The sequence below is a fragment of the Streptomyces sp. NPDC001604 genome, assembly GCF_042893475.1.
Lineage (GTDB): Bacteria > Actinomycetota > Actinomycetes > Streptomycetales > Streptomycetaceae > Streptomyces.
The window spans coordinates 848,318-869,979 of the sequence record NZ_JBIAUY010000001.1 but is presented as its reverse complement, the minus strand read 5'-3'; the positions used below and the strand labels follow the sequence as shown (position 1 = coordinate 869,979).

The 21,662-nt window shown below is 69.3% G+C and carries 18 protein-coding genes; 4 read left to right on the top strand and 14 right to left on the bottom strand.

All coding sequences use genetic code 11. From position 1 onward, the window contains the following. Positions 1 to 76: 76 nt before the first annotated feature. Complete coding sequence (locus ACFY1E_RS03955; RefSeq protein ID WP_389071060.1) at positions 77 to 1,309, bottom strand: helix-turn-helix domain-containing protein; 1,233 nt, start codon at positions 1,307 to 1,309, stop codon at positions 77 to 79. A 377-nt stretch (positions 1,310 to 1,686) separates the two neighbouring features. After that, positions 1,687 to 2,019, bottom strand: a complete 333-nt coding sequence (locus tag ACFY1E_RS03950; protein ID WP_389071058.1) for a hypothetical protein — start codon at positions 2,017 to 2,019, stop codon at positions 1,687 to 1,689. A 333-nt stretch (positions 2,020 to 2,352) separates the two neighbouring features. Between ACFY1E_RS03950 and ACFY1E_RS03945 the strand changes: the two genes are divergently transcribed. Beyond that, positions 2,353 to 2,880 carry a universal stress protein gene (locus tag ACFY1E_RS03945; protein ID WP_389071056.1) on the top strand — a complete coding sequence of 176 codons (528 nt, stop codon included), beginning with the start codon at positions 2,353 to 2,355 and terminating at the stop codon, positions 2,878 to 2,880. A 150-nt stretch (positions 2,881 to 3,030) separates the two neighbouring features. Further along, positions 3,031 to 3,597: a GPR1/FUN34/YaaH family transporter gene (locus ACFY1E_RS03940; protein ID WP_389071053.1), complete on the top strand. Its 567-nt coding sequence runs from the start codon at positions 3,031 to 3,033 to the stop codon at positions 3,595 to 3,597. A 175-nt stretch (positions 3,598 to 3,772) separates the two neighbouring features. Here the strand turns inward: ACFY1E_RS03940 and glmS are convergent, their stop codons facing one another. Together glmS and ACFY1E_RS03930 are read right to left on the bottom strand one after the other, a co-directional pair. Next, entirely contained in the window at positions 3,773 to 5,590 is a 1,818-nt protein-coding gene (gene glmS, locus ACFY1E_RS03935) for a glutamine--fructose-6-phosphate transaminase (isomerizing) (RefSeq protein WP_344402765.1), read from the bottom strand. Between the two features lie 14 nt (positions 5,591 to 5,604). Further along, positions 5,605 to 5,862, bottom strand: coding sequence for a hypothetical protein (locus tag ACFY1E_RS03930; protein WP_115908018.1), 258 nt, complete (start codon positions 5,860 to 5,862; stop codon positions 5,605 to 5,607). A gap of 177 nt (positions 5,863 to 6,039) precedes the next feature. Between ACFY1E_RS03930 and ACFY1E_RS03925 the strand changes: the two genes are divergently transcribed. After that, entirely contained in the window at positions 6,040 to 7,605 is a 1,566-nt protein-coding gene (locus tag ACFY1E_RS03925; protein ID WP_389071620.1) for a fibronectin type III domain-containing protein, read from the top strand. A 52-nt stretch (positions 7,606 to 7,657) separates the two neighbouring features. Here ACFY1E_RS03925 and ACFY1E_RS03920 read toward each other — a convergent pair whose 3' ends face one another. Beyond that, positions 7,658 to 8,521 carry a DUF4429 domain-containing protein gene (locus ACFY1E_RS03920; protein WP_389071050.1) on the bottom strand — a complete coding sequence of 288 codons (864 nt, stop codon included), beginning with the start codon at positions 8,519 to 8,521 and terminating at the stop codon, positions 7,658 to 7,660. Positions 8,522 to 8,653: 132 nt separating this feature from the next. Between ACFY1E_RS03920 and ACFY1E_RS03915 the strand changes: the two genes are divergently transcribed. After that, positions 8,654 to 10,156, top strand: coding sequence for a beta-N-acetylhexosaminidase (locus ACFY1E_RS03915; RefSeq protein ID WP_389071048.1), 1,503 nt, complete (start codon positions 8,654 to 8,656; stop codon positions 10,154 to 10,156). A 95-nt stretch (positions 10,157 to 10,251) separates the two neighbouring features. On the opposite strand, the gene ACFY1E_RS03910 is transcribed toward ACFY1E_RS03915, so the two are convergent. From ACFY1E_RS03910 to ACFY1E_RS03870, 9 genes are all read right to left on the bottom strand, one after another. Next, positions 10,252 to 12,024: an IucA/IucC family protein gene (locus ACFY1E_RS03910; protein ID WP_389071046.1), complete on the bottom strand. Its 1,773-nt coding sequence runs from the start codon at positions 12,022 to 12,024 to the stop codon at positions 10,252 to 10,254. Continuing rightward, on the bottom strand, positions 12,021 to 12,560 hold the full coding sequence (locus ACFY1E_RS03905) for a GNAT family N-acetyltransferase (RefSeq protein ID WP_389071043.1): 540 nt from the start codon (positions 12,558 to 12,560) through the stop codon (positions 12,021 to 12,023). The genes ACFY1E_RS03910 and ACFY1E_RS03905 overlap by 4 nt, the downstream gene beginning before the upstream one ends. Beyond that, a complete protein-coding gene (locus ACFY1E_RS03900; protein WP_389071041.1) occupies positions 12,557 to 13,840 on the bottom strand; it encodes a lysine N(6)-hydroxylase/L-ornithine N(5)-oxygenase family protein in 1,284 nt (427 codons plus the stop codon). Before ACFY1E_RS03900 ends, ACFY1E_RS03905 begins: the two co-directional genes overlap by 4 nt. Beyond that, entirely contained in the window at positions 13,824 to 15,290 is a 1,467-nt protein-coding gene (gene desA, locus ACFY1E_RS03895; protein WP_389071039.1) for a lysine decarboxylase DesA, read from the bottom strand. Before desA ends, ACFY1E_RS03900 begins: the two co-directional genes overlap by 17 nt. 129 nt (positions 15,291 to 15,419) lie before the next feature. Further along, positions 15,420 to 16,253 (bottom strand): siderophore-interacting protein, encoded by an 834-nt coding sequence (locus tag ACFY1E_RS03890; RefSeq protein ID WP_389071037.1) that lies wholly within the window; start codon positions 16,251 to 16,253, stop codon positions 15,420 to 15,422. 142 nt (positions 16,254 to 16,395) lie between these two features. Continuing rightward, entirely contained in the window at positions 16,396 to 17,442 is a 1,047-nt protein-coding gene (locus tag ACFY1E_RS03885; RefSeq protein ID WP_389071034.1) for an ABC transporter substrate-binding protein, read from the bottom strand. 166 nt (positions 17,443 to 17,608) lie between these two features. After that, positions 17,609 to 18,769 carry an acyl-CoA dehydrogenase family protein gene (locus ACFY1E_RS03880; protein ID WP_389071032.1) on the bottom strand — a complete coding sequence of 387 codons (1,161 nt, stop codon included), beginning with the start codon at positions 18,767 to 18,769 and terminating at the stop codon, positions 17,609 to 17,611. An 8-nt stretch (positions 18,770 to 18,777) separates the two neighbouring features. After that, complete coding sequence (locus ACFY1E_RS03875; RefSeq protein ID WP_389071030.1) at positions 18,778 to 19,701, bottom strand: hydroxymethylglutaryl-CoA lyase; 924 nt, start codon at positions 19,699 to 19,701, stop codon at positions 18,778 to 18,780. After that, complete coding sequence (locus ACFY1E_RS03870) at positions 19,698 to 21,653, bottom strand: acetyl/propionyl/methylcrotonyl-CoA carboxylase subunit alpha (RefSeq protein WP_389071028.1); 1,956 nt, start codon at positions 21,651 to 21,653, stop codon at positions 19,698 to 19,700. The genes ACFY1E_RS03875 and ACFY1E_RS03870 overlap by 4 nt, the downstream gene beginning before the upstream one ends. Between the last annotated feature and the right edge of the window lie 9 nt (positions 21,654 to 21,662).

The following is a 21,662-nucleotide window of genomic DNA, read 5'->3' as shown; positions in this document are numbered from 1 at the left end:
GCCCCTCTGGTGTTCGAAGGGCAGGGGTACGGGAGGAGGGGGCGGGTGGCCTCGGTCACCCGCCCCCTCCTCGACGTCACGTACCGCTGCGCTGCCCCGGCAGGCTCGCCCGGCTCGTCACATACGCCTCGCGGCCGTTCTCCGCCGCCGCGGCGGAAAGCGACGCACCCGATCCGACGGCACTCGCCGCAGCGCGCCGGCTCTGCAGCGGAACCGGCCCCTCCGGATGCAGCAGGGGCGTGGGCCCCGGCGCCCCGGCCGCGCCCTCCATGTCGGCCGGTTTGTCGCCCTGCGGCCGGCGAGCGCGGTACGCGGCACGGTAGGCCGCCGGGGACGACCCCAGCTGACGGCGGAAGTGGCCGCGCAGGGCCACCGGCGAGCGGAAGCCGCAGCGGCCCGCGACCTCGTCCACCGAGTAGTCCGACGTCTCGAGCAGCCGCTGCGCCTGCAGCACCCGCTGGGTGATCAGCCACTGCAGCGGGGCGCTGCCGGTGAGCGAGCGGAACCGGCGGTCGAAGGTGCGCCGGCTCATGTACGCGCGGGCGGCGAGGGTCTCCACGTCGAACTGCTCGTGGAGGTGCTCCAGCGCCCAGGCGACGACCTCCGCGAGCGGGTCGGCGCCGATCTCCTCCGGTAAAGATCGATCGAGGTAGCGCTCCTGGCCGCCCGACCGGCGCGGCGGCACGACCAGACGCCGGGCCAGTGCGCCCGCCGCCTCGTTGCCGTGGTCCGTCCGCACGATGTGGAGACAGAGGTCGATTCCGGCCGCCGTACCGGCGGAGGTCAGCACATCGCCGTCGTCGACGAAGAGCTCTCTCGGATCGACGTGCACCGACGGGTAGCGCTTGGCCAGCGTCGGTGCGTACATCCAGTGTGTGGTCGCGGGGCGGCCGTCCAGCAGGCCCGCCGCCGCCAGCACGAAGGCGCCGGTGCACAGCCCGACTATGCGGGCGCCCTCCTCGTGCGCCCGGCGCAGTGCGTCGAGCGCCTCCTCCGGCGGCGGAGACGTGATCGAGCGCCAGGCCGGTACGACGACCGTGCCGGCACGCGATATCGCCTCCAGGCCATGTGGCGCGGTGAGTTCCAGGCCCCCCGTGGTCCGCAGTGGGCCTTCCTCGCCGCCGCACACCAGCAGTCGGTAGCGCGGCACGCCGGCGTCCTGGCGGTCGATCCCGAACACCGACAGCGGTATGGAACTCTCGAAGATGGGGCCGCCGCTGAACAGCAGCACCGCGACGATCTCCTTGCGGCGTCGCCCGGAAAGCTTCCGGGCCGCGGCTTCCGGCGCGGCAGTGGAGTCGTGGCTCATACTGCTAAGCCCCCCTCGGTGGTCGCGGCTCCTCGGTTGTGTCGCTCCTGCACGTTTCCCCTCGGTCCTGCACGAGTCCCCCGCCGTAAGACGTCAAGATCGAATCTACTGTGTCGCAAGGTGCCGGTGTGACCAGTTCGCCAACCGGCACATTGTCGACATGGCAACTTGGCGTGAAGCATTCGATCACGAAGCGTTGCACTCGCGGGCCGTGCAGGGAAGTGCGCCTTGTCGCAGTGGCCAATCCACGTAGGGTACGCGGGGCCCCCGCGCCCCTTTCTCTGCAGGTGGAACGGGGGTTGGGGGGTGGTCGGGGCAAGGGATGCCCGGGGTCCGGAAGTTGGCTGAAAAGCATCGGACGCGTGCGCGGAAACCGGTCAGCCGACCGGTGTACTTCCCCCAGTGTGACGCCTGCCTCTGTGAGCACCCGTGCCGCTCCTGTGATGGCGGCCCCGACGGGAGGTGTGATCCTCGCTCCGCGGGCGGGCCGCCACCCGTTCGGACTGGCGCAGCAGCAGCCGGCACACCGCGGTGACGGCGGCGAGACCGAACGCCGTGCCCGCGGCGCCGGCGAGCGAGGTGCCGTACCAGAGAAGGACCACGGGGACGAGGACACAGCTGAACGCCGCCCAGCGGACGACATCGGTCACGGTGTCCTGGGGCGGGGCGGTCGCGCGGGGAGTCTCGGGGGTCAGATGCGGTCCGGACATGCGTACTCCCTGGGGGCCTGGGTCTCGGTGTTCAACGCGTGTTCGACCGGGCGGTCACTGTAGGCGGCCGCCGTCGGCCCCCGGACAAGTGAACCCTGTGCAAACCGCCTGTACAGCGCAGCAACCATTGCGTTACGGGCGCACCCTCGTGCATGCTCCCTGGAACCCCCACGCACCGTGGGCGGGATCTGGGCTAAGGAGGCGTGCCGCCGTACCCTTGGGGGTATGGGGTTGGGAAGATGATTCCCGGACACAGCTCCGCCGCACTGCTGCATTTGTCAGCGAGATCCGCTCGCGGGTCCTCCCATAAAGGATCAAAACGCCGAGACAGCCATGGCCGGTCACGAATTCTTCGAACCCGCGGACCGCAAGCGCCCCGTCGCCGACCCCAAGGCGGCCGAGCCCCAGGCGGCAGAAGAGCCACGCCATTCCTGCGATCCAGCCTTCAAGCACGGCGTGGTCGTCGGCTTCGACGGCTCCACGTCCAGTGAGCGTGCCCTCGCCTATGCGATCGGCATGGCTCATCGTTCCGGATCGGGCCTGATCATCGTGCACGTCGCCAACCGGCTGCCCACCACGGTGTGGGCCGGCTGCGAGCCACCGGTCTTCGTCGACGTTCCGGACCACCGCACCGAGGTGCTGGGGCTCGAGCTCGCCTGCGCGGACTATCTGGCCGAGGTGCCCTGGATCCTGGTCGAGCGCGGCGGCGACATCTGCCACGAACTCGAAGAGGTGGGCCGGGAGTACGAGGCGGACGCGATCGTCGTCGGCTCCACACAGGGCATCGTGGGGCGGATTTTCGGCTCCGTCGCGGGGCGGCTCGCCAAGCGGGCGAAGCGGCCCGTCGTTGTCATTCCGTAACTCCACGTTCTCCCAGGTGAGATGCGATCTGGGAACGGACTCATTCCCTTGTGCGGCGCGCGAACCTACTCGCGCGTAGAGGTGTTTGTGCCTTTGTGAAGGGCATATATCGGTCACCGCACAACTGCACATGCATGAAGGGAGCCCGCCGTGGACAACGACGTCTCCGCGGGAAGCGGAACCACTACCGTGGTCGGCCGACTCGCCCTGGGTGTCACCCTGTTGGCGTTCGGACTCGGATACACCCACGTGATCAATGGCGTGTCGGCCGCTGACGCCGTCTCACTGGCCCACTACGTAGGCGGCGTTGCGCTCTTCGTCGCCGGACTCCTCGCCTTCCGTGACGGTGACTCCGTCAACGGGACGGCGTACTCGGCGCTCGGTGCGCTGTGGTTCACCTGGGCCGTGACGGCCGGCAACTCGATGTCCGCCAACGCGGCGGGGCTGTTCCTGGCCCTGTTCGCCCTCGTGGCCCTGACGTTGACCCTCGCGGGTGGGGATCAACTCACGCAGGGTACGTACGGGTTGTTCTTCGTCTCCCTGGTGCTTCTCGCCATCGCGCAGTTCGCGACCAGCGGGTCGCTCGCGAAGGTGGGCGGTTGGTTCGCCGTGGCGGCCGGGGCGGTTGCCTGGTATGCGGCCACCGCGGCGCTGGCTCACTGGCCGACGGTGCTTCCTCGGCGTGCTGCCGGTCGGGGCGTGACGGCTACCGGCTAGCTGCGCAGGCCGGGGGTTGGGCGGCCCCCGGCGAATGGGGCGGACCCCCCGTGCTCTGGTGGCAGCACGTGGGGGTCCGTTCCCCTTTTTGCGCCTGAACCGGCGCCGCTCTCGCGGACGTGGTTGCTCGCCGTAGGGGTTACTCAATTACCGCTTCGGCCGTCGCAGGGACTTCCTACTCGACCGTCACCGACTTTGCGAGGTTCCTGGGCTTGTCGATGTCGCGGCCCAGGGCCAAGGCCGTGTGGTAGGCGAGGAGTTGGAGGGGGATGCCCATCAGGATGGGGTCGAGTTCGTCCTCGTTCTTCGGGACGACGATCGTCTCGTCGGCCTTCTCCTCGTGCTGGTGGGCCACCGCGAGGATGCGGCCGCTGCGGGCCTTGATCTCCTCCATGGCGGCACGGTTCTTCTCCAGGAGGTCGTCGTCGGGGACGATCGCGACCGTGGGGAGGGCCGGCTCGATGAGGGCGAGGGGGCCGTGCTTGAGCTCGGAGGCCGGGTAGGCCTCGGCGTGGATGTACGAGACCTCCTTGAGCTTGAGGGAGGCCTCGCGGGCCACCGGGTAGCCCCGGACGCGGCCGATGAAGAGCATCGAGCGGGCGTCGGCGTACTGCTCGGCCAGCTTCTTGATCTCCTCCTCCTGCGCCAGGATCTCGGTGATCTGGGCGGGGAGCTTGCGCAGGCCCTCGATGATCCGCTTGCCGTCGCGGACCGAGAGGTCGCGGGTGCGGCCAAGGTGCAGGGCGAGCAGGGCGAAGGCGACCGTGGTGTTGGTGAAGCACTTCGTCGAGACCACGCAGACCTCGGGGCCCGCGTGGACGTAGATGCCGGCGTCCGCCTCGCGGGCGATCGCCGAGCCGACCACGTTCACGATGCCGAAGACCCGGGCGCCCTTGCGCTTGAGCTCCTGGACGGCCGCGAGCACGTCGTAGGTCTCACCGGACTGGGAGACGGCGACGTAGAGGGTGTCGGGGTCCACGACCGCGTTGCGGTAGCGGAACTCGGAGGCCGGCTCGGCGTCCGCGGGGATGCGGGCCAGCTCCTCGATCATCTGGGCGCCGATCATGCCCGCGTGGTACGAGGTGCCGCAGCCGAGGATCTTCACCCGGCGGATCTGGCGGGCCTCGCGGGCGTCCAGGTTGAGGCCGCCGAGGTGGACGGTGGAGAACCGGTCGTCGATGCGGCCGCGCAGCACGCGGTCCACGGCGTCGGCCTGCTCGTGGATCTCCTTGTGCATGTAGGTGTCGTGGCCGCCCATGTCGTACGAGGCGGCCTCCCACTCCACGGTGGTGGGCTCCGCCGTGGTGCGGGTGCCCTCCGTGGTGTACGTGCGGAAGTCGTCGGCCTTGAGGGTGGCCATCTCGCCGTCGCCGAGAGTCACTATCTGCCGTGTGTGGGCGACCAGGGCGGCGATGTCCGAGGCGACGAACATCTCCTTCTCGCCGATGCCGAGGACCACCGGGGAGCCGTTTCGGGCCACCACGATGCGGTCCGGGAAGTCGGCGTGCATCACCGCGATGCCGTACGTGCCCTCGATGACCCGGAGGGTGTCGCGGACCTTCTCCTCCAGGGTCTCGGCCTGGGAGCGGGCGATGAGGTGGACGAGGACCTCGGTGTCCGTCTCGGAGAGGAACTCGACGCCGTCGGCCTCCAGCTTGCGGCGCAGGTCGGAGGCGTTGTCGATGATGCCGTTGTGGACGACAGCGACCTTGCCCTCGGCGTCCAGGTGCGGGTGTGCGTTCACGTCGGAGGGGGCGCCGTGGGTGGCCCAGCGGGTGTGGGCGATGCCGGTCGTGCCCTTGAACCGGGCCGGGACCTTGGCCTCCAGGTCGCGGACCCGCCCCTTGGCCTTGACCAGCTTCAGGCCGGTCGTCCTGGGGGACGTCACCACGATGCCGGCCGAGTCGTAGCCGCGGTATTCGAGCCGCTGCAGGCCCTCCAGGAGGAGGGGGGCCACATCACGCTTCCCGATGTATCCGACGATTCCGCACATATATATACGTAGTCCTAGCCGTAGACGATGCGGCGCAACTGCCTGAGCGTAAGCTCCGGCGGCGCGACCGCCCGGTATTTCAGGTCCGCCTCGATCCGTTCGAAGATCTCCGCGTTCACCAGGCCCTGGGCCTGCAGCTCGCGGTGGCGGCGACGGACGTATTCCTCGGTCGTCTCGTCGAAGTAGGCGAGCACGTCCTGGATCACCCGCAGAGCCTCGCCCCTGCTCAGGGGCGTGGACCGCGTCAGGTGATCGACAAGTTCCTCGTGCACCCGGTAGATCCTGAGGTACCGAAGGCTGTTTCGCAAGAATCCTGCCCGATATCGGGCAGGTCGCTGTCATGGTGACTGTTGAGGTTCTTGTGAACCTCTGTTCGCCGACTGTCCATTCTGAGTCTTGCGCCGTGTTGCTCAAGTCGACGAGTTTCAGACGCCATGGACATACCTCGTATGGGAGTACCGGAGCAGCTGGCCGAGCGCATGAGCATGGCCGAGCAGCACGAGTACCTGCGCGCGAGATTCTCGCGGCGCAACCTGATGAGAGGCGGCGCCGTGACGATCGGCGCCGTCGCCGGTGGCGCGTTCGTGCCGGGTGCGGTGGCCCAGGCCGCCGTCCCCACGCAGCGGACCGCCCCCGCCACCGAGACGGTCGACGGCTCGCTCGTCGCCCCGTTCGGCCGCCACCTCGCCTACGGCAGCGACGCCAGCACCGAGATGACCGTCTCCTGGCAGGTGCCGGTCGCGGTGAAGAAGCCCTTCATCCGCATCGGCGCCCACCCCTGGGACCTCTCCCGCAAGATCGAGGCCGAGGTCCGCAGCCTCTACACCCCGGCCGGTGTCGGCGCCAGCGGCGACCACACGCAGTACTACCTCCACGCCAAGCTCACCCATCTGCGCCCGGGGAAGACGTACTACTACGGTGTCGGTCACCAGGGCTTCGACCCGGCCGAGCCGCACCTGCTCGGCACCCTGGGCACCTTCACCACCGCGCCCAGGCACAAGAAGCCGTTCACCTTCACGGCCTTCGGCGACCAGGGCGTCAGCTACCACGGCCTGGCCAACGACAGCCTGATCCTCGGCCAGAACCCGTCCTTCCACCTGCACGCCGGCGACATCGCCTACGCCGACCCGGCCGGCGCCGGCAAGACCGCCGACACCGGCTTCGACTCACGGGTGTGGGACCAGTTCCTGTACCAGACCGAGTCGGTCGCCAAGTCCGTGCCGTGGATGGTGAGTTACGGCAACCACGACATGGAGGCCTGGTACTCGCCCAACGGCTACGGCGGCGAGGAGGCCCGCTTCACGCTCCCCGACAACGGGCCGGACAAGGCGAACCTGCCGGGCGTCTACTCCTTCGTCCACGGCAACACCGCGATCATCTCGCTCGACCCGAACGACGTGTCGTACGAGATCCCCGCCAACCTCGGCATCTCCGGCGGCACCCAGACCAAGTGGTTCGAGGCGCAGCTGAAGAAGTTCCGGGCGTCGAAGGACATCGACTTCATCGTCGTGTTCTTCCACCACTGCGCCTACTGCACCTCCACCGCGCACGCCTCGGAGGGGGGCGTGCGCCAGGAGTGGGTGCCGCTGTTCGAGAAGTACACGGTGGACCTGGTCATCAACGGCCACAACCACCAGTACGAGCGCACCGACGTGATCAAGGGCAACCAGGTCACCAAGAAGCTGCCGATCGGCGAGACCGCGTACCCCGAGACCGAGGGTGTCGTGTACGTGACGGCGGGCGCCGCGGGCCGCAGCCTGTACGCGTTCACCGCGCCGGACTCCTACGAGGGACACGAGCACGAGGTCGACTCCGTCGCCTCGTTCATCAACACCAAGGACGGCAAGGTCAACGAGACCGTCGCCTGGTCCCGGGTGCGCTACCTCAACTACTCCTTCCTGCGCGTGGACGTCGAGCCCGCCTCGAAGGGCCACTACGCCAAGCTGAAGGTGTCGGGCATCGCCGAGACCGGTGACCGCATCGACCACTTCACGGTGGCGCGCAAGGCCAAGTAGGGCGTACACCCCGAAGGCAGGGCGTACGAGTCACAGGCGGTCCTCGCCGGCGCTACAGGCGCTTGAGGACCGCCTGTTTGGCCATCGTGAACTCCTCGTCCGTCAGGACACCCGTGCGGTGCAGCTCGCCCAGTTCCCGCAGCCGCCGCAGCAGCGCGTCGTGGTCGTCCCGGGGCTGCTCCTCCAGCTGTTTCGGCGGTACGTCCACGGGGGCCGCCGAGGGGTGCGGCAGCCGCGCCTGCACGGCCGCCGCGACCAGCGCCATCAGAGGGTCCTTCTTGAAGCCCCACAGCTCCACCGAGTTGGGGTCGTACTTGGGCGGTGCCTTGGTGTCCGCGCCCCGTACGGTGAACCGCAGATGCCCGTTCTCCAGGCCGACCGCGGGCTGCCACTCCACGGCGACGACGTCGGTGACGGCCAGGGTGCGGGTGCCGGCGGCGGCCTTGGCGTCCTCCGTCTTCCAGTTCCACTCCAGGCGGATCTGCTCGCCGTCGAAGCTCGCGGTGCCGTCCCCGGCCGAGACGGAGAGCGGCACGGGCGGGCCGGGGAGCAGGTATGCGTCCGCCGGGTCGGACGGGACCTTGTCCAGCAGCAGGGCGCCTCGGACCTCGTCCGTGAAGTACTCGGCGACGCCGTAGCGGTCGGACTCGACGAGCAGCTGGTACGGGTCGTTGGGCTCGGTGAGCCGTCCGCCGGAGGCGTGCAGCAGGGGGTCGGCGCCCTCGCGCAGCCGCAGCCTCAGCCGCCCCGTCTTCTTGCCCTGCTCGAAGGAGATCCCGGCCAACGCGCCCAGCGGGACGACGAGTTCACCCAGGGTCCGACGGAGCAGGCTGACGTTTCTGTCCCGCCCGGGGGTCAGTCGCAGGGCGTCGCCGTCGAAGACCCACGTGCCGTCCCTCTGGATGATTTCCGCCATGGGGGGATTGTTTCACCGGTTCTGCGAGAGAGTGGTCTCTACCAATCGGAGGGAGCGCATGTGAGACTGCACCGCGTTCTGGCGTCGCTGTTGCTCGTGGCGGCGGCCGGCACCTTCACGGTAGGAGCGACCATGCCGACGAAAGTGAGCCCGACCCCGCTCGACCGGGTGGTCCCGGCACCCGCATCGGTCAAGCCCTGGGGCTCCCCGTACCGCATCACCGGCGCCACCGCCATCCGCGTCGACGACTCCCCGCGGGTGGGCCGGATCGGCGAGTACCTCGCGGACATCCTGCGCCCGTCGACGGGCTACCGGCTGCCCCTGGTCCACTCGGGCCGCGGCGGCATCCAACTCCGGTTGGAGAGGCAGCCGAAGGGCGGGCTGGGGGCGGAGGGCTACCGCCTGGACAGCTCGGAAGCCGGCATCACCATCACCGCCACGGAGCCCGCCGGCCTCTTCCACGGCGTCCAGACCCTGCGCCAGTTGCTGCCGCCCGCGGTGGAGAAGAAGTCCGTACAGCCCGGGCCGTGGCTGGTGGCGGGCGGCACGATCAAGGACAGCCCGCGCTACGCCTACCGCGGCGCGATGCTCGACGTCTCCCGCCACTTCTTCACCGTGGCCCAAGTGAAGCGCTACATCGACGAGTTGGCGCTCTACAAGATCAACGAACTGCATCTGCACCTCAGCGACGACCAGGGCTGGCGCATCGCCGTCGACTCCTGGCCGCGGCTCGCGACCTACGGCGGCTCGACGGAGGTGGGCGGCGGCCGGGGCGGCCACTACACCAAGGCCGACTACCAGGAGATCGTCCGGTACGCCGCCTCCCGCTACCTGGAGGTCGTCCCCGAGATCGACATGCCCGGCCACACCAACGCGGCCCTCGCCTCGTACGCCGACCTGAACTGCAACGGCACGGCGCCCCCGCTGTACACCGGCACCGACGTCGGCTTCAGCTCCCTGTGCGTCGGCAAGGACGTCACATACGACTTCGTGGACGACGTCATCCGTGAGCTGGCCGCGATCACGCCCGGCCGCTATCTCCACATCGGCGGCGACGAGGCGCACTCCACCAGCCACGAGGACTATGTGAAGTTCATGGACCGGGTGCAGCCGGTCGTCGCCGAGTACGGCAAGACGGTGATCGCCTGGCACCAGATCACCGGCGCGCACCCGGCGAAGGGGGCGATCGCCCAGTACTGGGGTCTGGACGACACCGACGCGGCGGAGAAGGCGCAGGTCGTGAAGGCCGCTCAGAACGGGACCGGGCTGATCCTCTCGCCCGCCGACCGGATCTACCTCGACATGAAGTACACCGAGGACACCCCGCTCGGGCAGGACTGGGCCGGCCTGGTCGAGGTGAAGCGTTCGTACGACTGGGATCCCGGCAACTACCTCGCCGGAGTGCCCGGTTCGGCGATCAGGGGCGTCGAGGCGCCGCTGTGGACCGAGACGATCGTGACGGACGCCGACATCGACCAGATGGTGTTCCCGCGGTTGGCCGGGGCGGCCGAGCTCGGCTGGTCGCCTGCGTCGACGCATGACTGGGACGCCTACAAGGTGCGGCTTGCTGCGCAGGCTGCGCGGTGGGATGCGCTGGGGATCGGCTATTACCGGTCGCCGGAGGTTTCGTGGTGATTCGTCTGACGGCCGGTGGGGGCTGGTCGCGCCCGCGCGGCGGAGCCGCAGATTGATACAGCCCCGCGCCCCAAAAGGGGCGCCCGTCCAGCTGATCAGAACCCCGCGACGGGATTCTTGAGGGTTCCGATCAGTTGGAGGGCGCCCGCCGGATCCGCCAGGTCGACCATCTGCCGGTTGTTGCGCAGTTGGAGCCGGTTGAGGCAGGAGAGTGCGAACTCCGGGGCGAACATGTCGTACCGCTGGAACTTCTCGGTGAGTTCGGGCACCGATGCCTGGTACTCGCGGGTGATCTCCGCGACCGTCCGCCAGAAGTCGTCCTCCTCCAGGATTCCCTCGGCGGCGAGGTTCGCGGCGAGGAAGCGGAAGAAGCAGTCGAAGACGTCCGTGAAGACCGACAGGAGTTTCTTGTCCTCCGGGACGTCCACGCGCAGCCGCTCGACCGCCGGCGGCAGCACCGCGTCCGGGTCCATGACGGCGATCTCCTCGGCGATGTCCTTGTAGATCGCCCGCTGCACGACCCCGTCCTTCAGGACCAGGATCACGTTCTCGCCGTGCGGCATGTAGACCAGGTCGTAGGCGTAGAAGCTGTGCAGGAGCGGCGTGAAGTACGCCCGCAGGTAGTGCCGCAGCCACTCGGCCGGCGCCAGTCCCGACTGCTCGATCAGCGCGCCTGCGAAGGACGCGCCCTCGTGGTCGACGTGGAGGAGGGAGGCCATGGTGGCGAGCGACTCGCCGTCCCGGAGGCCGGGGACCGGGCTTTCCCGCCACAGTGCCGCGAGCATCTTGCGGTACGGCGAGTAGCGGTTGGTGGCCTTCTCGTACTCCAGGTGCCGATAGCCGACGGCGGCACGCTCGCGGATGATCGACAGGCCGGTGGACTTCAGCACCGGGTCGCCCTCGATGAGCTGGGCCAGCCAGTCGTTGATGGCGGGGGTGGCCTCCATGTAGGCGGCCGACAGTCCGCGCATGAAGCCCATGTTGAGGACCGACAGGGCGGTCTTCACATAGTGCTTCTCGGGGTGCGAGCTGTTGAAGAAGGTCCGGATGGACTGCTGGGCCAGGTACTCGTCGTCGCCCTCGCCCAGGCACACCAGGTGCCGGCGGGCGATCTCGGCGGCGAAGGTGACGGCGAGCTTGTTCCACCACTGCCAGGGATGGACGGGGATGAGGAGGTAGTCGGCGGGGTCCAGGTCCTGCTCGCGCAGGATGCCGTGGAACCGCTCGACGGTCCGCTCGCCCAGCTCCTCCCGTACGAAGGTCTCGTACTCGATCCCGACTCCCGCCGTGAAGGCGGCGCGTGACCGGTGCGCGGCCAGCCACACCAGCCGGACCGGGCTCGCGGTCTCGGGGGCGTACGACAGGTACTCGTGGATGCCGAAGCCGAGCCGTCCGTTGTTGGCGACGAAGCAGGGGTGGCCCTCGGTCATACCGGTCTCGATGTCCTGGAAGGAGCTTTTCACCAGCTCGGCGACCGGGATCCGCGGCTTGGTGAGCTTGTAGCAGGTGCCGGAGAGGGTGGAGGAGATCTCCTCCAGGTAGACGGGGAGGATCTCGTCGCTCAGGCCCAGCGCTGTCTTCAGCTCGATGAAGAAGTCCAGGGCGGCGAGGGGGAGTTCGGTGCCGTCGCGATGGCGGGTGATCGAGTCGGCGTCGATCTGCCAGTGGTCGAGGGCGCGGCGCGTGGCGGTGAAGCGGTAGCGGGTCAGGCCGTCGTCGCTGCGGACGACGTACCCTTTTCCGTCGGTGGCTTCCGGCGTGATCAGGCGCTCGTGGGCGAACTCGGCGAGGGCCTTGCGGACCAGGAGGCGGTTGGCCTGCTCCCAGCGTTCGGGGGAGAGGTGGGCGACGGTGTCGGCGAGGGTCATACCGGCACCACCGCGTTCTCGAACTGCTCACGTGTGCAGAGGCTCAGCAACGCTTTCTTCTCCGGCTTCTCGATCTCGCGTTCGGGCACGAAGCCGACGGCCTCGTTCAGGGCGTGGACGGCCGTGTTGGAGACGTCCGGCTCGACGACGACGCGTCGCACCGCCGGGTCCTCGAAGAGGCGCGCCATCACGGCGGTGATGACGGCCCTGGTGAAGCCGTGCACGGGCGTGTCGGTGGCGGGGGTCAGGAAGTGCATGCCGATGTCGCCCGGCTGCGGCTCGTACAGGCCGACCAGTTCGCGGTGGGCGGGGTCGTAGTACTCCATCAGGAAGGCGGGTTCGCCGTCCCTGTCGAGCCCGAGCAGCGCGTGATGGTGCTCGTCGGCCGCGATCTCCATGTAGGCGCGCTCGACGTCCTCCAGCTTTGCGTCCTGCATCATCCAGAACGCGGCCTTGGGGTGGGTGACCCAGCCGTGCAGGAGTTCGGCGTCGGTCAGCGGGTCGAGGGGGCGGAAGGTGAAGGTCGTCGGGCTCATGCGGTGAACTCCTGGAACGCGATGGTCTTCTCGACCGGGTAGTACTCGGTGCCGAGCAGCTCGCGGATGATGTAGCTGTTGCGGTAGGCGCCCATGCCCAGGTCGGGGCTGGTGATGCTGTGGGTGTGCACGCCGGCGTTCTGCAGGAAGACGCCCCGGCCCGTGGTGTCGATGGAGTAGTTGCGGGCGACGTCGAAGTTGCCGTGCGCGTCGTAGAGCAGCCGGTCGCGTACGGGCTTCAGGAACTCCGGCTCGGCGTACCTGTAGCCGGTGGCCAGGATCAGTCCCTCGGACTCGATCTCGTAGTCCTTCTCCTGCTCCTCCTGGCGGAAGGAGAGCGTGTACGTGCCGTTCTCGTGACGCGCGCCGGTCAGCGCGGAGTTGGTGAGCAGGCGGGTGGGCACGGGGCCGCCGAGGTTCTTCTGGTAGAGCAGATCGAAGATCTCGTTGATCAGATCGCCGTCGATGCCCTTGAACAGGCCCTTCTGCTCGGCCGTGAGCCGGTAGCGGGTGGCCTCCGGCAGCTCCCGGTAGTAGTCGATGTACTCGGGGGAGGTCATCTCCAGGGTGAGCTTGGTGTATTCGAGGGGGAAGAACCGCGGGGAGCGGGTGACCCAGTTCAGCCGGTAGCCGTGGACGTCGATCTCGCTCAGCAGGTCGTGGTAGATCTCGGCGGCGGACTGCCCGCTGCCGACCAGCGTGATCGACTCCTTGCGCTGAAGCTCCGCCTTGTGCTGCAGATAGCGGGAGTTGTGGATGAAGTCGCCGCCCAGGTCCCGGCAGGGCTCGGGGATGTGCGGCGGGGTGCCCGTGCCGAGGACGAGGTGGCGGGCGCGGTACACGTCTCCGTCCTCGGTGCGTACGAGGTAGCTCTCCGTCTCTTCGTCGTACGTGACCTCGGTGACCGTCGTGCTGAAGCGGACACTGCTCAGCTTGTTCGCGGCCCAGCGGCAGTAGTCGTCGTACTCGACGCGCAGCGGGTAGAAGTTCTCGCGGATGTAGAACGAGTACAGCCGGCCCTTCTCCTTCAGGTAGTTGAGGAAGGAGTAGGGCGAGGTCGGGTCGGCGAGGGTGACCAGGTCCGACAGGAACGGGGTCTGGAGATGGGCGCCGTCCAGGAACATGCCCGCGTGCCACTCGAAGTCCGGCTTCGACTCCAGGAAGACCCCGTCGAGCTCGGCGATCGGCTCGGTCAGACAGGCCAGGCCGAGGTTGAAGGGGCCGAGCCCGATCGCCACGAAGTCATGGGTTCCGATCGGGTTTTCAGGACGCGCGGTCAAGGGACTCTCCCAGGTACTGCTCGGCGTGGCCGGCTATCAGGTCCAGGACGGCGGCGATGTCGTCGGTCCTCGTCTCGGGGTTGAGCAGGGTGAACTTCAGGTAGTGGCGGCCGCCCACCTTGGTGCCCGCGACGACCGCGTCACCGGAGGCGAACAGGGCCCCCCGGGCGTACAGGTTGGCGCGGTCGATCTCGGCCGGATCGGTGACGGCGGCCGGGATGTAGCGGAAGACGAGGGTGGACAGGGACGGCCGGACGACCACGTCGAAGCGGGGGTCGGCGGCGAGGAGCTGCCAGCCTTCCTGCGCCAGGTCGCACACCTCGTCGAAGAGTTCGCCGATGCCGTCGGCGCCCATCACGCGCAGCGTCATCCACAGCTTGAGGGCGTCGAAGCGGCGGGTGGTCTGCAGGGACTTGTCGACCTGGTTGGGGATGCGCTCGGTGACCGTACGGCGCGGGTTGAGGTACTCGGCGTGGTAGGTGGCGTGGCGCAGGGTCGAGGCGTCCCGGACCAGCACGGCGGACGAACTCACCGGCTGGAAGAAGGACTTGTGGTAGTCGACGGTGACCGAGTCGGCACGCTCGATGCCCAGGATGCGGTCCCGGTACCTGAGCGAGGCGAGCAGCCCGCAGCCGTACGCCGCATCCACGTGCAGCCAGGCGCCGAACTGCTCGCACAGCTCGGCGATCTCCGGCAGCGGGTCGATGGAGCCGAAGTCGGTGGTGCCCGCGGTGGCGACGACGGCCATCGGGACCAGGCCGTCCCTCCTGCAGCGCTCCAGCTCACGGGCGAGGGCGACGGTCTGCATCCGCTTGTCGTGGTCGACGGGGATCGAGACCACCGCGTCCTGGCCGAGGCCGAGCAGTTTCGCGGACTTCTGCACGCTGAAGTGGCTGGCCTCGGAGGCGAAGACACGCAGTCCGGCGAGCGTGGCCCCTTCTTCCCACCCTGCCCGCCCTGGCTTGGCTTCCTCGCGGGCCAGCAGCAGCGCCTGCAGGTTGGACTGGGTGCCGCCGGAGGTGAACACCCCGTCCGCGGCGGGGCCGAGGCCGATGCGGGCGGTCGTCCAGTCGATGAGCCTGCGCTCGATCAGGGTGCCGCCGGCCGACTGGTCCCAGGTGTCCAGGGAGGAGTTGACGGCGGACAGGACGGCCTCGCCGAGCACCGCCGGGATGACGACCGGGCAGTTGAGATGGGCGAGATAGCGCGGGTGGTGGAAGTAGATCGCGTCGCGGAGGTAGACGTCCTCCAGCTCGTCCAGGACCGCGCCGGTGTCGCCCAGTGGCCGGTCGAGGTCGATGGCGTCGATCCGGGGAGCGAGGGCGTCGGCGGTGACACCGGTGAACGGACGGTCGGTGGTGGCGAGTTTGGCCGCCACCCGCTCGACTCCTTCGGTCACGGAGCGGCGGTAGTGCTCCGCGGTCAGGTCATTGAGCAGGTGCGAGCGCATTGGGGTCCTCCGGTGGGGACGGTCCGTGCGGGTGAGGGTGAGAGACGAAGCGGCCGGCCTGCTTCGATTAACTTAGGTAAGCCTAACCTAAGTCGCTCGGGTCTGATCCCGTCCCTCCCGTGACCGCCGTCACTCCTGTTCGCGCAACTGCTCCTCGCTCAGGCCCCGTCGCCAGTAGCCGACGAAGGTGACCCGCCGCCGGTCGATGCCACGCTCCTGGACGAGATGCCGCCGCAGCTGCTTCACGCTTCCGCTCTCGCCCGCGATCCAGGCGTACGGGTGCTCGGCGGGCGGCAGTCGGTCGGTACGCAGGGCGTCGAGGGCCATGGGGGACCCCTCGACGGCGCCTGCGTCCCGGACCAGCCAGGTGATCTCGGCGTCGGCCGCGGTCACCAGGTCCTGGATGTTCCCTGCGTCGTGCACCTCCAGCCAGACCCGGGTGCGGGCGCCGGCCGGCAGCGACTCGAGGATGGCCGACACGGCCGGAAGGGCGGTCTCGTCCCCCCAGATCAGCGTCAGATCGGTGTCCGTGGGCGGCCGGAAACGGATCGCCCGGTTGTCCGCGACCGCGGGTCCGAGCACCACGACACGATCACCGGCAGCGGCCCGCGCGGCCCACCGCGAGGCGGGACCCGCCGGGGTGTGCAGCACGAAGTCGATGTCGATCTCGTCGGGGTCGTGGCGCAGGCTCCGCAGTGTGTACGACCGCATCACCGCCCGTACCCCGTCGGGCAGTTCACGCCACGCCTGCCACCAGCCGTCCCCTAGCTCGTACGGCACGACGGGCTCGCTCTGGCCGGGGTGCGGCAGGAAGAGGGACAGGGACTGATCGCGTCCGTCGGAGAAGAAGTACTGCAGGTCCTCCCCCGCGAGGGTCACCCGGACCAGAGACGGGCCGAGCCGCCCCGTCCGTACGACCTGGAGGGAGAAGAAACGGAACGGGGCGGCTACGGCGGTGGTCATATCGGCTCCTGAGTTGCCGTCAAGTCGTAAGCGGGCGGATGTGCACCGGGCCTCAGGGGTGCGGGGCTGCATCGATATGCGGCTCCGCCGCATGGGCGCGATCAGCCACAACGGACCCGCAGATACCCACGGCCTCCAGCGTTCAGCTGACCTTCTTCGCCTTCTCCAACGCCTCAGCGAGGTTCGTCAGAAGCGGCGTGCACTTGTCGTAGGACAGAATCGGCTCAGGGGAGCGGGAAATGACCTGCCCAGCCTTCACCGCCGGCAGCTTCTTCCACGTCGCCTTGGTGATGTCGGCCGGCTGAATGGTCGAGGACCGATCGTCCATCATGATCACGTCGGCCTGGTACTTGTCGACGTTCTCCCAGCTCAGCGACTCGAACCAGCCACCCCCCTTGGCCTTCGCCTTCTCCGGCGGTTCGACGAAGTTCACGCCGAGCGACTTGAAGTACTCCAGGTCGATCGAGAGGTTCGTGCCCGAGACATAGAAGAGCGCGTCGCTCGCGGAACCGGCCAGCACCTTGATGTCGGGCCTGGCCTTCGCGGCCTTGCGCAGCCGGGCCGCGGCCGCCTCGAACTTCTTCTTCGCCTCGGTGACCTTGGCCGCCGTCATGTCCGCGCCGAGCGACTCCGCGAGCGCCCACATGCGCTGCAGCGGCTCGGTCAGCAGGCGGTCGTAGACGGAGATGCCGACGCTGGGAGCCAGCTTGGCGATCTTGTCCTTGGAGGCCTCGGGGACGTACCAGAGGGTGCCGGCGTCGTCGAACATCGTGGAGATGAGCACGTCGGGCGCGAGGGCCGCGTACTTCTCGACGTTGAACTGGTCCCAGACGTTGCCGAGGATCGTGACCTTGCTGATGTCCATGTCGCCGGCCTGGACGTCGGGCTTGCCGTCCGCGGTCTTCGTCGGGCCGAAGACGCCCTTGACGCTGATGCCGTAGTCGAAGAGCGCGGCGGCGACACCGGTGAACGCGACGATGTTCGCGGGCACCTGGTCGAGCTTCACGGTCGTGCCGCGGTCGTCCTTGAAGGACCAGGGGGCGGACTTGGCGGCGGTCGTCCCGTTGCCGGAGCCGCCGCTTTTCGCGTCGCCGTCGCCGCAGGCCGCGAGCACGGCCCCGAGGCCGAGGGCGCCGCCCGCGGCGAGGATGCCGCGTCGGGTCGGATGGGTGGCTCTGGCGTTGGACATGCTGTGGCTGCTTTCGAACGGGGCGGAACGCCCGCCGGACGGCAACGCCCGCCGGACAACTTCGAAGGTAGGTTAGCCTAACCTCACTAGATGTCCAGGGGTGCGGGCGTTCCGGGCCCGAGTCGTCAGCAGCCTGTGGGCCGGAGCCGTGGGGCCATGGCTGCGGTCAGCCGGCCAGTCCCAACTCCCTTGCGATCAGCATGCGTTGGACCTCGCTGGTGCCCTCGCCGATCTCCAGGATCTTGGAGTCGCGCCACATACGGGCCACCGGGTACTCGTTCATGAAGCCGTAGCCGCCGTGGATCTGGGTGGCCTCGCGCGCGTTGTCGACGGCGACGGTGGAGGAGTGGAGCTTGGCGAGCGCGGCCTCCTTCTTGAAGGGGGCGCCGCTCACCAGCCGGGCGGCCGCGTCGCGCCAGGCAAGGCGGGCGGTGTGGGCCTTCATCTCCATGTCGGCGATCTTGAACTGGATGGCCTGGTTGGCGCCGATGGGACGGCCGAAGGCCTGGCGCTCCTTCGCGTACTTCACGGACTCGTCCACGCAGCCCTGGGCGAGCCCGGTCGCGAGCGCGGCGATGGCGATGCGGCCCTCGTCGAGGATGCGCAGGAACTGGGCGTAACCGCGGCCCTTCTCGCCCAGCAGGTTGGCCGCCGGGACGCGGACGTCCGAGAAGGACAGCTCACGGGTGTCCGAGGCGTTCCAGCCGACCTTCGAGTACGGGGCCGCCACCGTGAAGCCCGGGGTGCCGGACGGGACGATGATCGAGGAGATCAGCGGTTTGCCGTCCGGCTTCCGGCCGGTCACCGCCGTCACCGTCACCAGGCCCGTGATGTCGGTGCCCGAGTTGGTGATGAAGCACTTGGTGCCGTTGATCACCCATTCGTCCGTCTCCTCGTCCAGCCGGGCCGTCGTACGGGTGGCTCCGGCGTCGCTGCCGCCGTCCGGCTCGGTCAGGCCGAACGCGCCGAGGATCTCGCCCGAGCACAGGCGCGGCAGCCACTCCTGCTTCTGTTCCTCGGTGCCGAAGAGATGGATCGGCATGGCGCCCAGGGAGACACCGGCCTCCAGGGTGATGGCCACGGACGAGTCCACCCGGGCCAGCTCCTCCAGCGCCACGCCCAGCGCCAGATAGTCGCCGCCCATGCCGCCGTACTCCTCGGGGAACGGCAGGCCGAACAGGCCCATGCGGCCCATCTCGCGGACGATCTCGTAGGGGAACTCGTGGTGCTCGTAGAACTCGCCGATCTTGGGAGCCACGACGTCGTGTGCGAACTCCTCGACGGTGCGGCGGAGTTCCTCCAGCTCGGGTGAGAGTCGGTAGTCCATGGCTGTGATCACTGCTCCTGGTGGGAGAGGGCTCGGACGGTGCGGGACGGGCTGGGTCGGCCCAGTTGTTCGGCCATCCACACGCTGGTGGCGACGAGGCGGCCGAGGTCGACTCCGGTGTCGATGCCGAGTCCCTGAAGCATCCACACGAGGTCTTCGGTGGCGAGATTGCCGGTGGCGGACTTGGCGTAAGGGCAGCCGCCGAGTCCGCCGGCGGAGGCGTCGACCGTGGTGACGCCGTACTGGAGGGCGGCCAGGGTGTTGGCGAGGGCCTGGCCGTAGGTGTCGTGGAAGTGGACGCCCACCTTCTCGACGGGGACGTCCAGGTCGGTCAGCAGGGCGCGTACGTGGCCCGGCGTCGCGACCCCGATCGTGTCGCCGAGGCTCAGTTCGTCGCAGCCCATGTCCAGCAGGGCCCTGCAGACCCGGACCACCTGGGGGATCGGGACGGCTCCCTCCCAGGGGTCGCCGAAGCACATGGAGAGGTAGCCGCGGACATGGACCTGCCGGTCCTTGGCGCGGGCCACCACCGGCTCGAACATGGCCAGCGCCTCGTCCACCGTGCGGTTGAGGTTGGCCTTGGCGAAGGACTCCGTGGCGCTGGCGAACACCGCGACGCGACCGGCGCCGAGCGCCAGGGCGCGATCCAGGCCGCGTTCGTTCGGGACGAGGACCGGGAGGTCCACCGGGAGATCGCTGATCTGCGGGAACAACTGTTCGGCGTCGGCGAGTTGGGGCACCCACTTGGGGTGGACGAAGCTCGTCGCCTCGATCGTCGTGAGCCCCGCGTCGGCCAGGCGGCGGACGAACTCCGCCTTCACCTCCGTCGGCACCGTCGACTTCTCGTTCTGCAGGCCGTCACGCGCGCCGACCTCGTGGATGCGGACGCGGGCCGGCAGACCGGGAGCCGGTACGGCCATGGGCAGCGTCATTTCTCCTCCTCCGCCGAGTTCCCGGCCGGTGTGATGACCGCGAGCACCTGGTCCATGGCGACCGTCGTGCCCGGGGTGACGTCCAGTTCGGCGACCGTGCCGGCGTGCGGGGCGGAGATGACGTGCTCCATCTTCATCGCCTCCACGACGAGCAGGCTCTGACCTGCGCTCACCTCGTCACCGACGGCGACCTTCACCACCGTGACCGTGCCGGGCATGGGCGCGGTGAGCGAGTCGGCGCCCGCATGCCGCGCACCCGTGAGGGACGCGGCCACCGGGTCGTGGTCGCGCACATGCCAGGCGTCGCCGTCGCGGCTGATCCAGTCGGCGGCACGGTGGAAGGTGTGCCGGACGCCGTCGAGGGTGACGGAGACGGTGTCGTCGGTGAGGGTGTGCGTGCCGCGCGGCACGTACTCCACGGGGTCCTGCACCCGCAGGTGGAAGGCGACGGGCTTCGGCGTCCCGCCCAGCCGCCAGCCGCTCGGCACGGAGAACGGATCGGTCCAGCCCTCCCCGCGCGGCTCCATGGCCGCCAGCCGTACGGCCGCCGCCGCCTCGTACACCTCCTCCGGTACGTCCGTGGAGACGAGGCCGTCCACCTCCCGCTCCACCAAGCCGGTGTCCAACTCGCCCGCGACAACGGCCGGATGGCCCAGCAGCCGCCGCAGGAACCCGGCGTTGGTCTGCACGCCCAGCGTCACCGTCTCCGCGAGGGCGGTCCGCAGCTTCCGGATCGCCGTCTCCCGGTCCGGCCCGTACGCGATCACCTTGGACAGCATCGGGTCGTACAGCGAACCGACCTCCGTGCCCTCGCTCAGCCCGGAGTCGGTGCGGATGCCGTCGCCCTGCGGCTCGCGCAGCAGCAGCACGGTGCCGCCGGAGGGGAGGAACCCTCGCGCGCCCTCTCTGATGGACACGGTTTCGGCACACACGCGTGCCTCGATCGCGTGCCCGGTCAGCGTGATGTCGTCCTGCTTGTACGGCAGTTGCTCACCCGCCGCCACCCGCAGCTGCCACTCCACCAGGTCGAGTCCTGTGATCAGCTCGGTCACCGGGTGCTCGACCTGGAGCCGGGTGTTCATCTCCATGAAGTAGTACGAGGAGGGGTCCCCGCCCGGCACGATGAACTCCACCGTGCCCGCGCCCCGGTACCCGCACGAGCGGGCCGCCTGGACCGCCGCCTCACCCATCGCGGCCCGGGTCTCCTCGTCGAGGAGCACGCTGGGCGCCTCCTCGATGATCTTCTGGTGCCGGCGCTGCAGCGAGCACTCGCGCTCGCCCAGGTGCACCACGTTCCCGTGGCCGTCCGCCAGCACCTGGATCTCGATGTGCCGTGGCCGGTCCACCCAGCGCTCCACGAGGAGCGTGTCGTCGCCGAAGGAGGCCCGGGCCTCGCGGCGGGCGGCGGCGATCTCGTCCGCCAGCCGCTCCGCGTCCCGCACCAGCCGCATGCCCTTGCCGCCACCGCCGGCCGACGGCTTCAGCAGCACCGGCATCCCGATCTCCCGGGCGGCGCCCGCGAGTTCGGAGTCGGAGAGCCCGCTGCCGCTGGAACCCGGCACGACCGGCACCCCGGCCGCCTTCACCGTCTCCTTGGCGCGGATCTTGTCGCCCATGAGGGAGATGGCCTCCGCGGGCGGCCCGATGAAGACGAGCCCGGCGTCGGCGCACGCGCGCGCGAAGCCGGCGTTCTCCGCGAGGAAGCCGTATCCGGGGTGCACCGCCTGCGCGCCGGTGCGGGCGGCGGCCTCCAGCAGCCGCTCCACCGACAGATAGCTCTCGGCCGCGGGCGCCGGACCGATCCGTACGGCCGTGTCGGCCTCCCGGACGTGCCGTGCGTCGGCGTCGGCGTCGGAGAAGACGGCCACCGAGCGCACGCCCAGCGAGCGGAGCGTACGGATCACGCGGACGGCGATCTCACCCCGGTTGGCCACGAGCACTGTGTCGAACATGGGTCCCCT

Excerpts from the sequence above, each read along its gene's own strand:
- glmS (WP_344402765.1), bottom strand. The coding sequence starts at position 5,590 with ATGTGCGGAATCGTCGGATACATCGGGAAGCGTGATGTGGCCCCCCTC.
- ACFY1E_RS03955 (WP_389071060.1), bottom strand. The coding sequence starts at position 1,309 with ATGAGCCACGACTCCACTGCCGCGCCGGAAGCCGCGGCCCGGAAGCTT.
- ACFY1E_RS03880 (WP_389071032.1), bottom strand. The coding sequence starts at position 18,769 with ATGGACTACCGACTCTCACCCGAGCTGGAGGAACTCCGCCGCACCGTC.
- ACFY1E_RS03870 (WP_389071028.1), bottom strand. The coding sequence starts at position 21,653 with ATGTTCGACACAGTGCTCGTGGCCAACCGGGGTGAGATCGCCGTCCGC.
- ACFY1E_RS03950 (WP_389071058.1), bottom strand. The coding sequence starts at position 2,019 with ATGTCCGGACCGCATCTGACCCCCGAGACTCCCCGCGCGACCGCCCCG.
- desA (WP_389071039.1), bottom strand. The coding sequence starts at position 15,290 with ATGCGCTCGCACCTGCTCAATGACCTGACCGCGGAGCACTACCGCCGC.
- ACFY1E_RS03905 (WP_389071043.1), bottom strand. The coding sequence starts at position 12,560 with ATGAGCCCGACGACCTTCACCTTCCGCCCCCTCGACCCGCTGACCGAC.
- ACFY1E_RS03875 (WP_389071030.1), bottom strand. The coding sequence starts at position 19,701 with ATGACGCTGCCCATGGCCGTACCGGCTCCCGGTCTGCCGGCCCGCGTC.
- ACFY1E_RS03920 (WP_389071050.1), bottom strand. The coding sequence starts at position 8,521 with ATGGCGGAAATCATCCAGAGGGACGGCACGTGGGTCTTCGACGGCGAC.
- ACFY1E_RS03885 (WP_389071034.1), bottom strand. The coding sequence starts at position 17,442 with ATGTCCAACGCCAGAGCCACCCATCCGACCCGACGCGGCATCCTCGCC.
- ACFY1E_RS03915 (WP_389071048.1), top strand. The coding sequence starts at position 8,654 with ATGCCGACGAAAGTGAGCCCGACCCCGCTCGACCGGGTGGTCCCGGCA.
- ACFY1E_RS03945 (WP_389071056.1), top strand. The coding sequence starts at position 2,353 with ATGGCCGGTCACGAATTCTTCGAACCCGCGGACCGCAAGCGCCCCGTC.
- ACFY1E_RS03890 (WP_389071037.1), bottom strand. The coding sequence starts at position 16,253 with ATGACCACCGCCGTAGCCGCCCCGTTCCGTTTCTTCTCCCTCCAGGTC.
- ACFY1E_RS03910 (WP_389071046.1), bottom strand. The coding sequence starts at position 12,024 with ATGACCCTCGCCGACACCGTCGCCCACCTCTCCCCCGAACGCTGGGAG.
- ACFY1E_RS03925 (WP_389071620.1), top strand. The coding sequence starts at position 6,040 with ATGGGAGTACCGGAGCAGCTGGCCGAGCGCATGAGCATGGCCGAGCAG.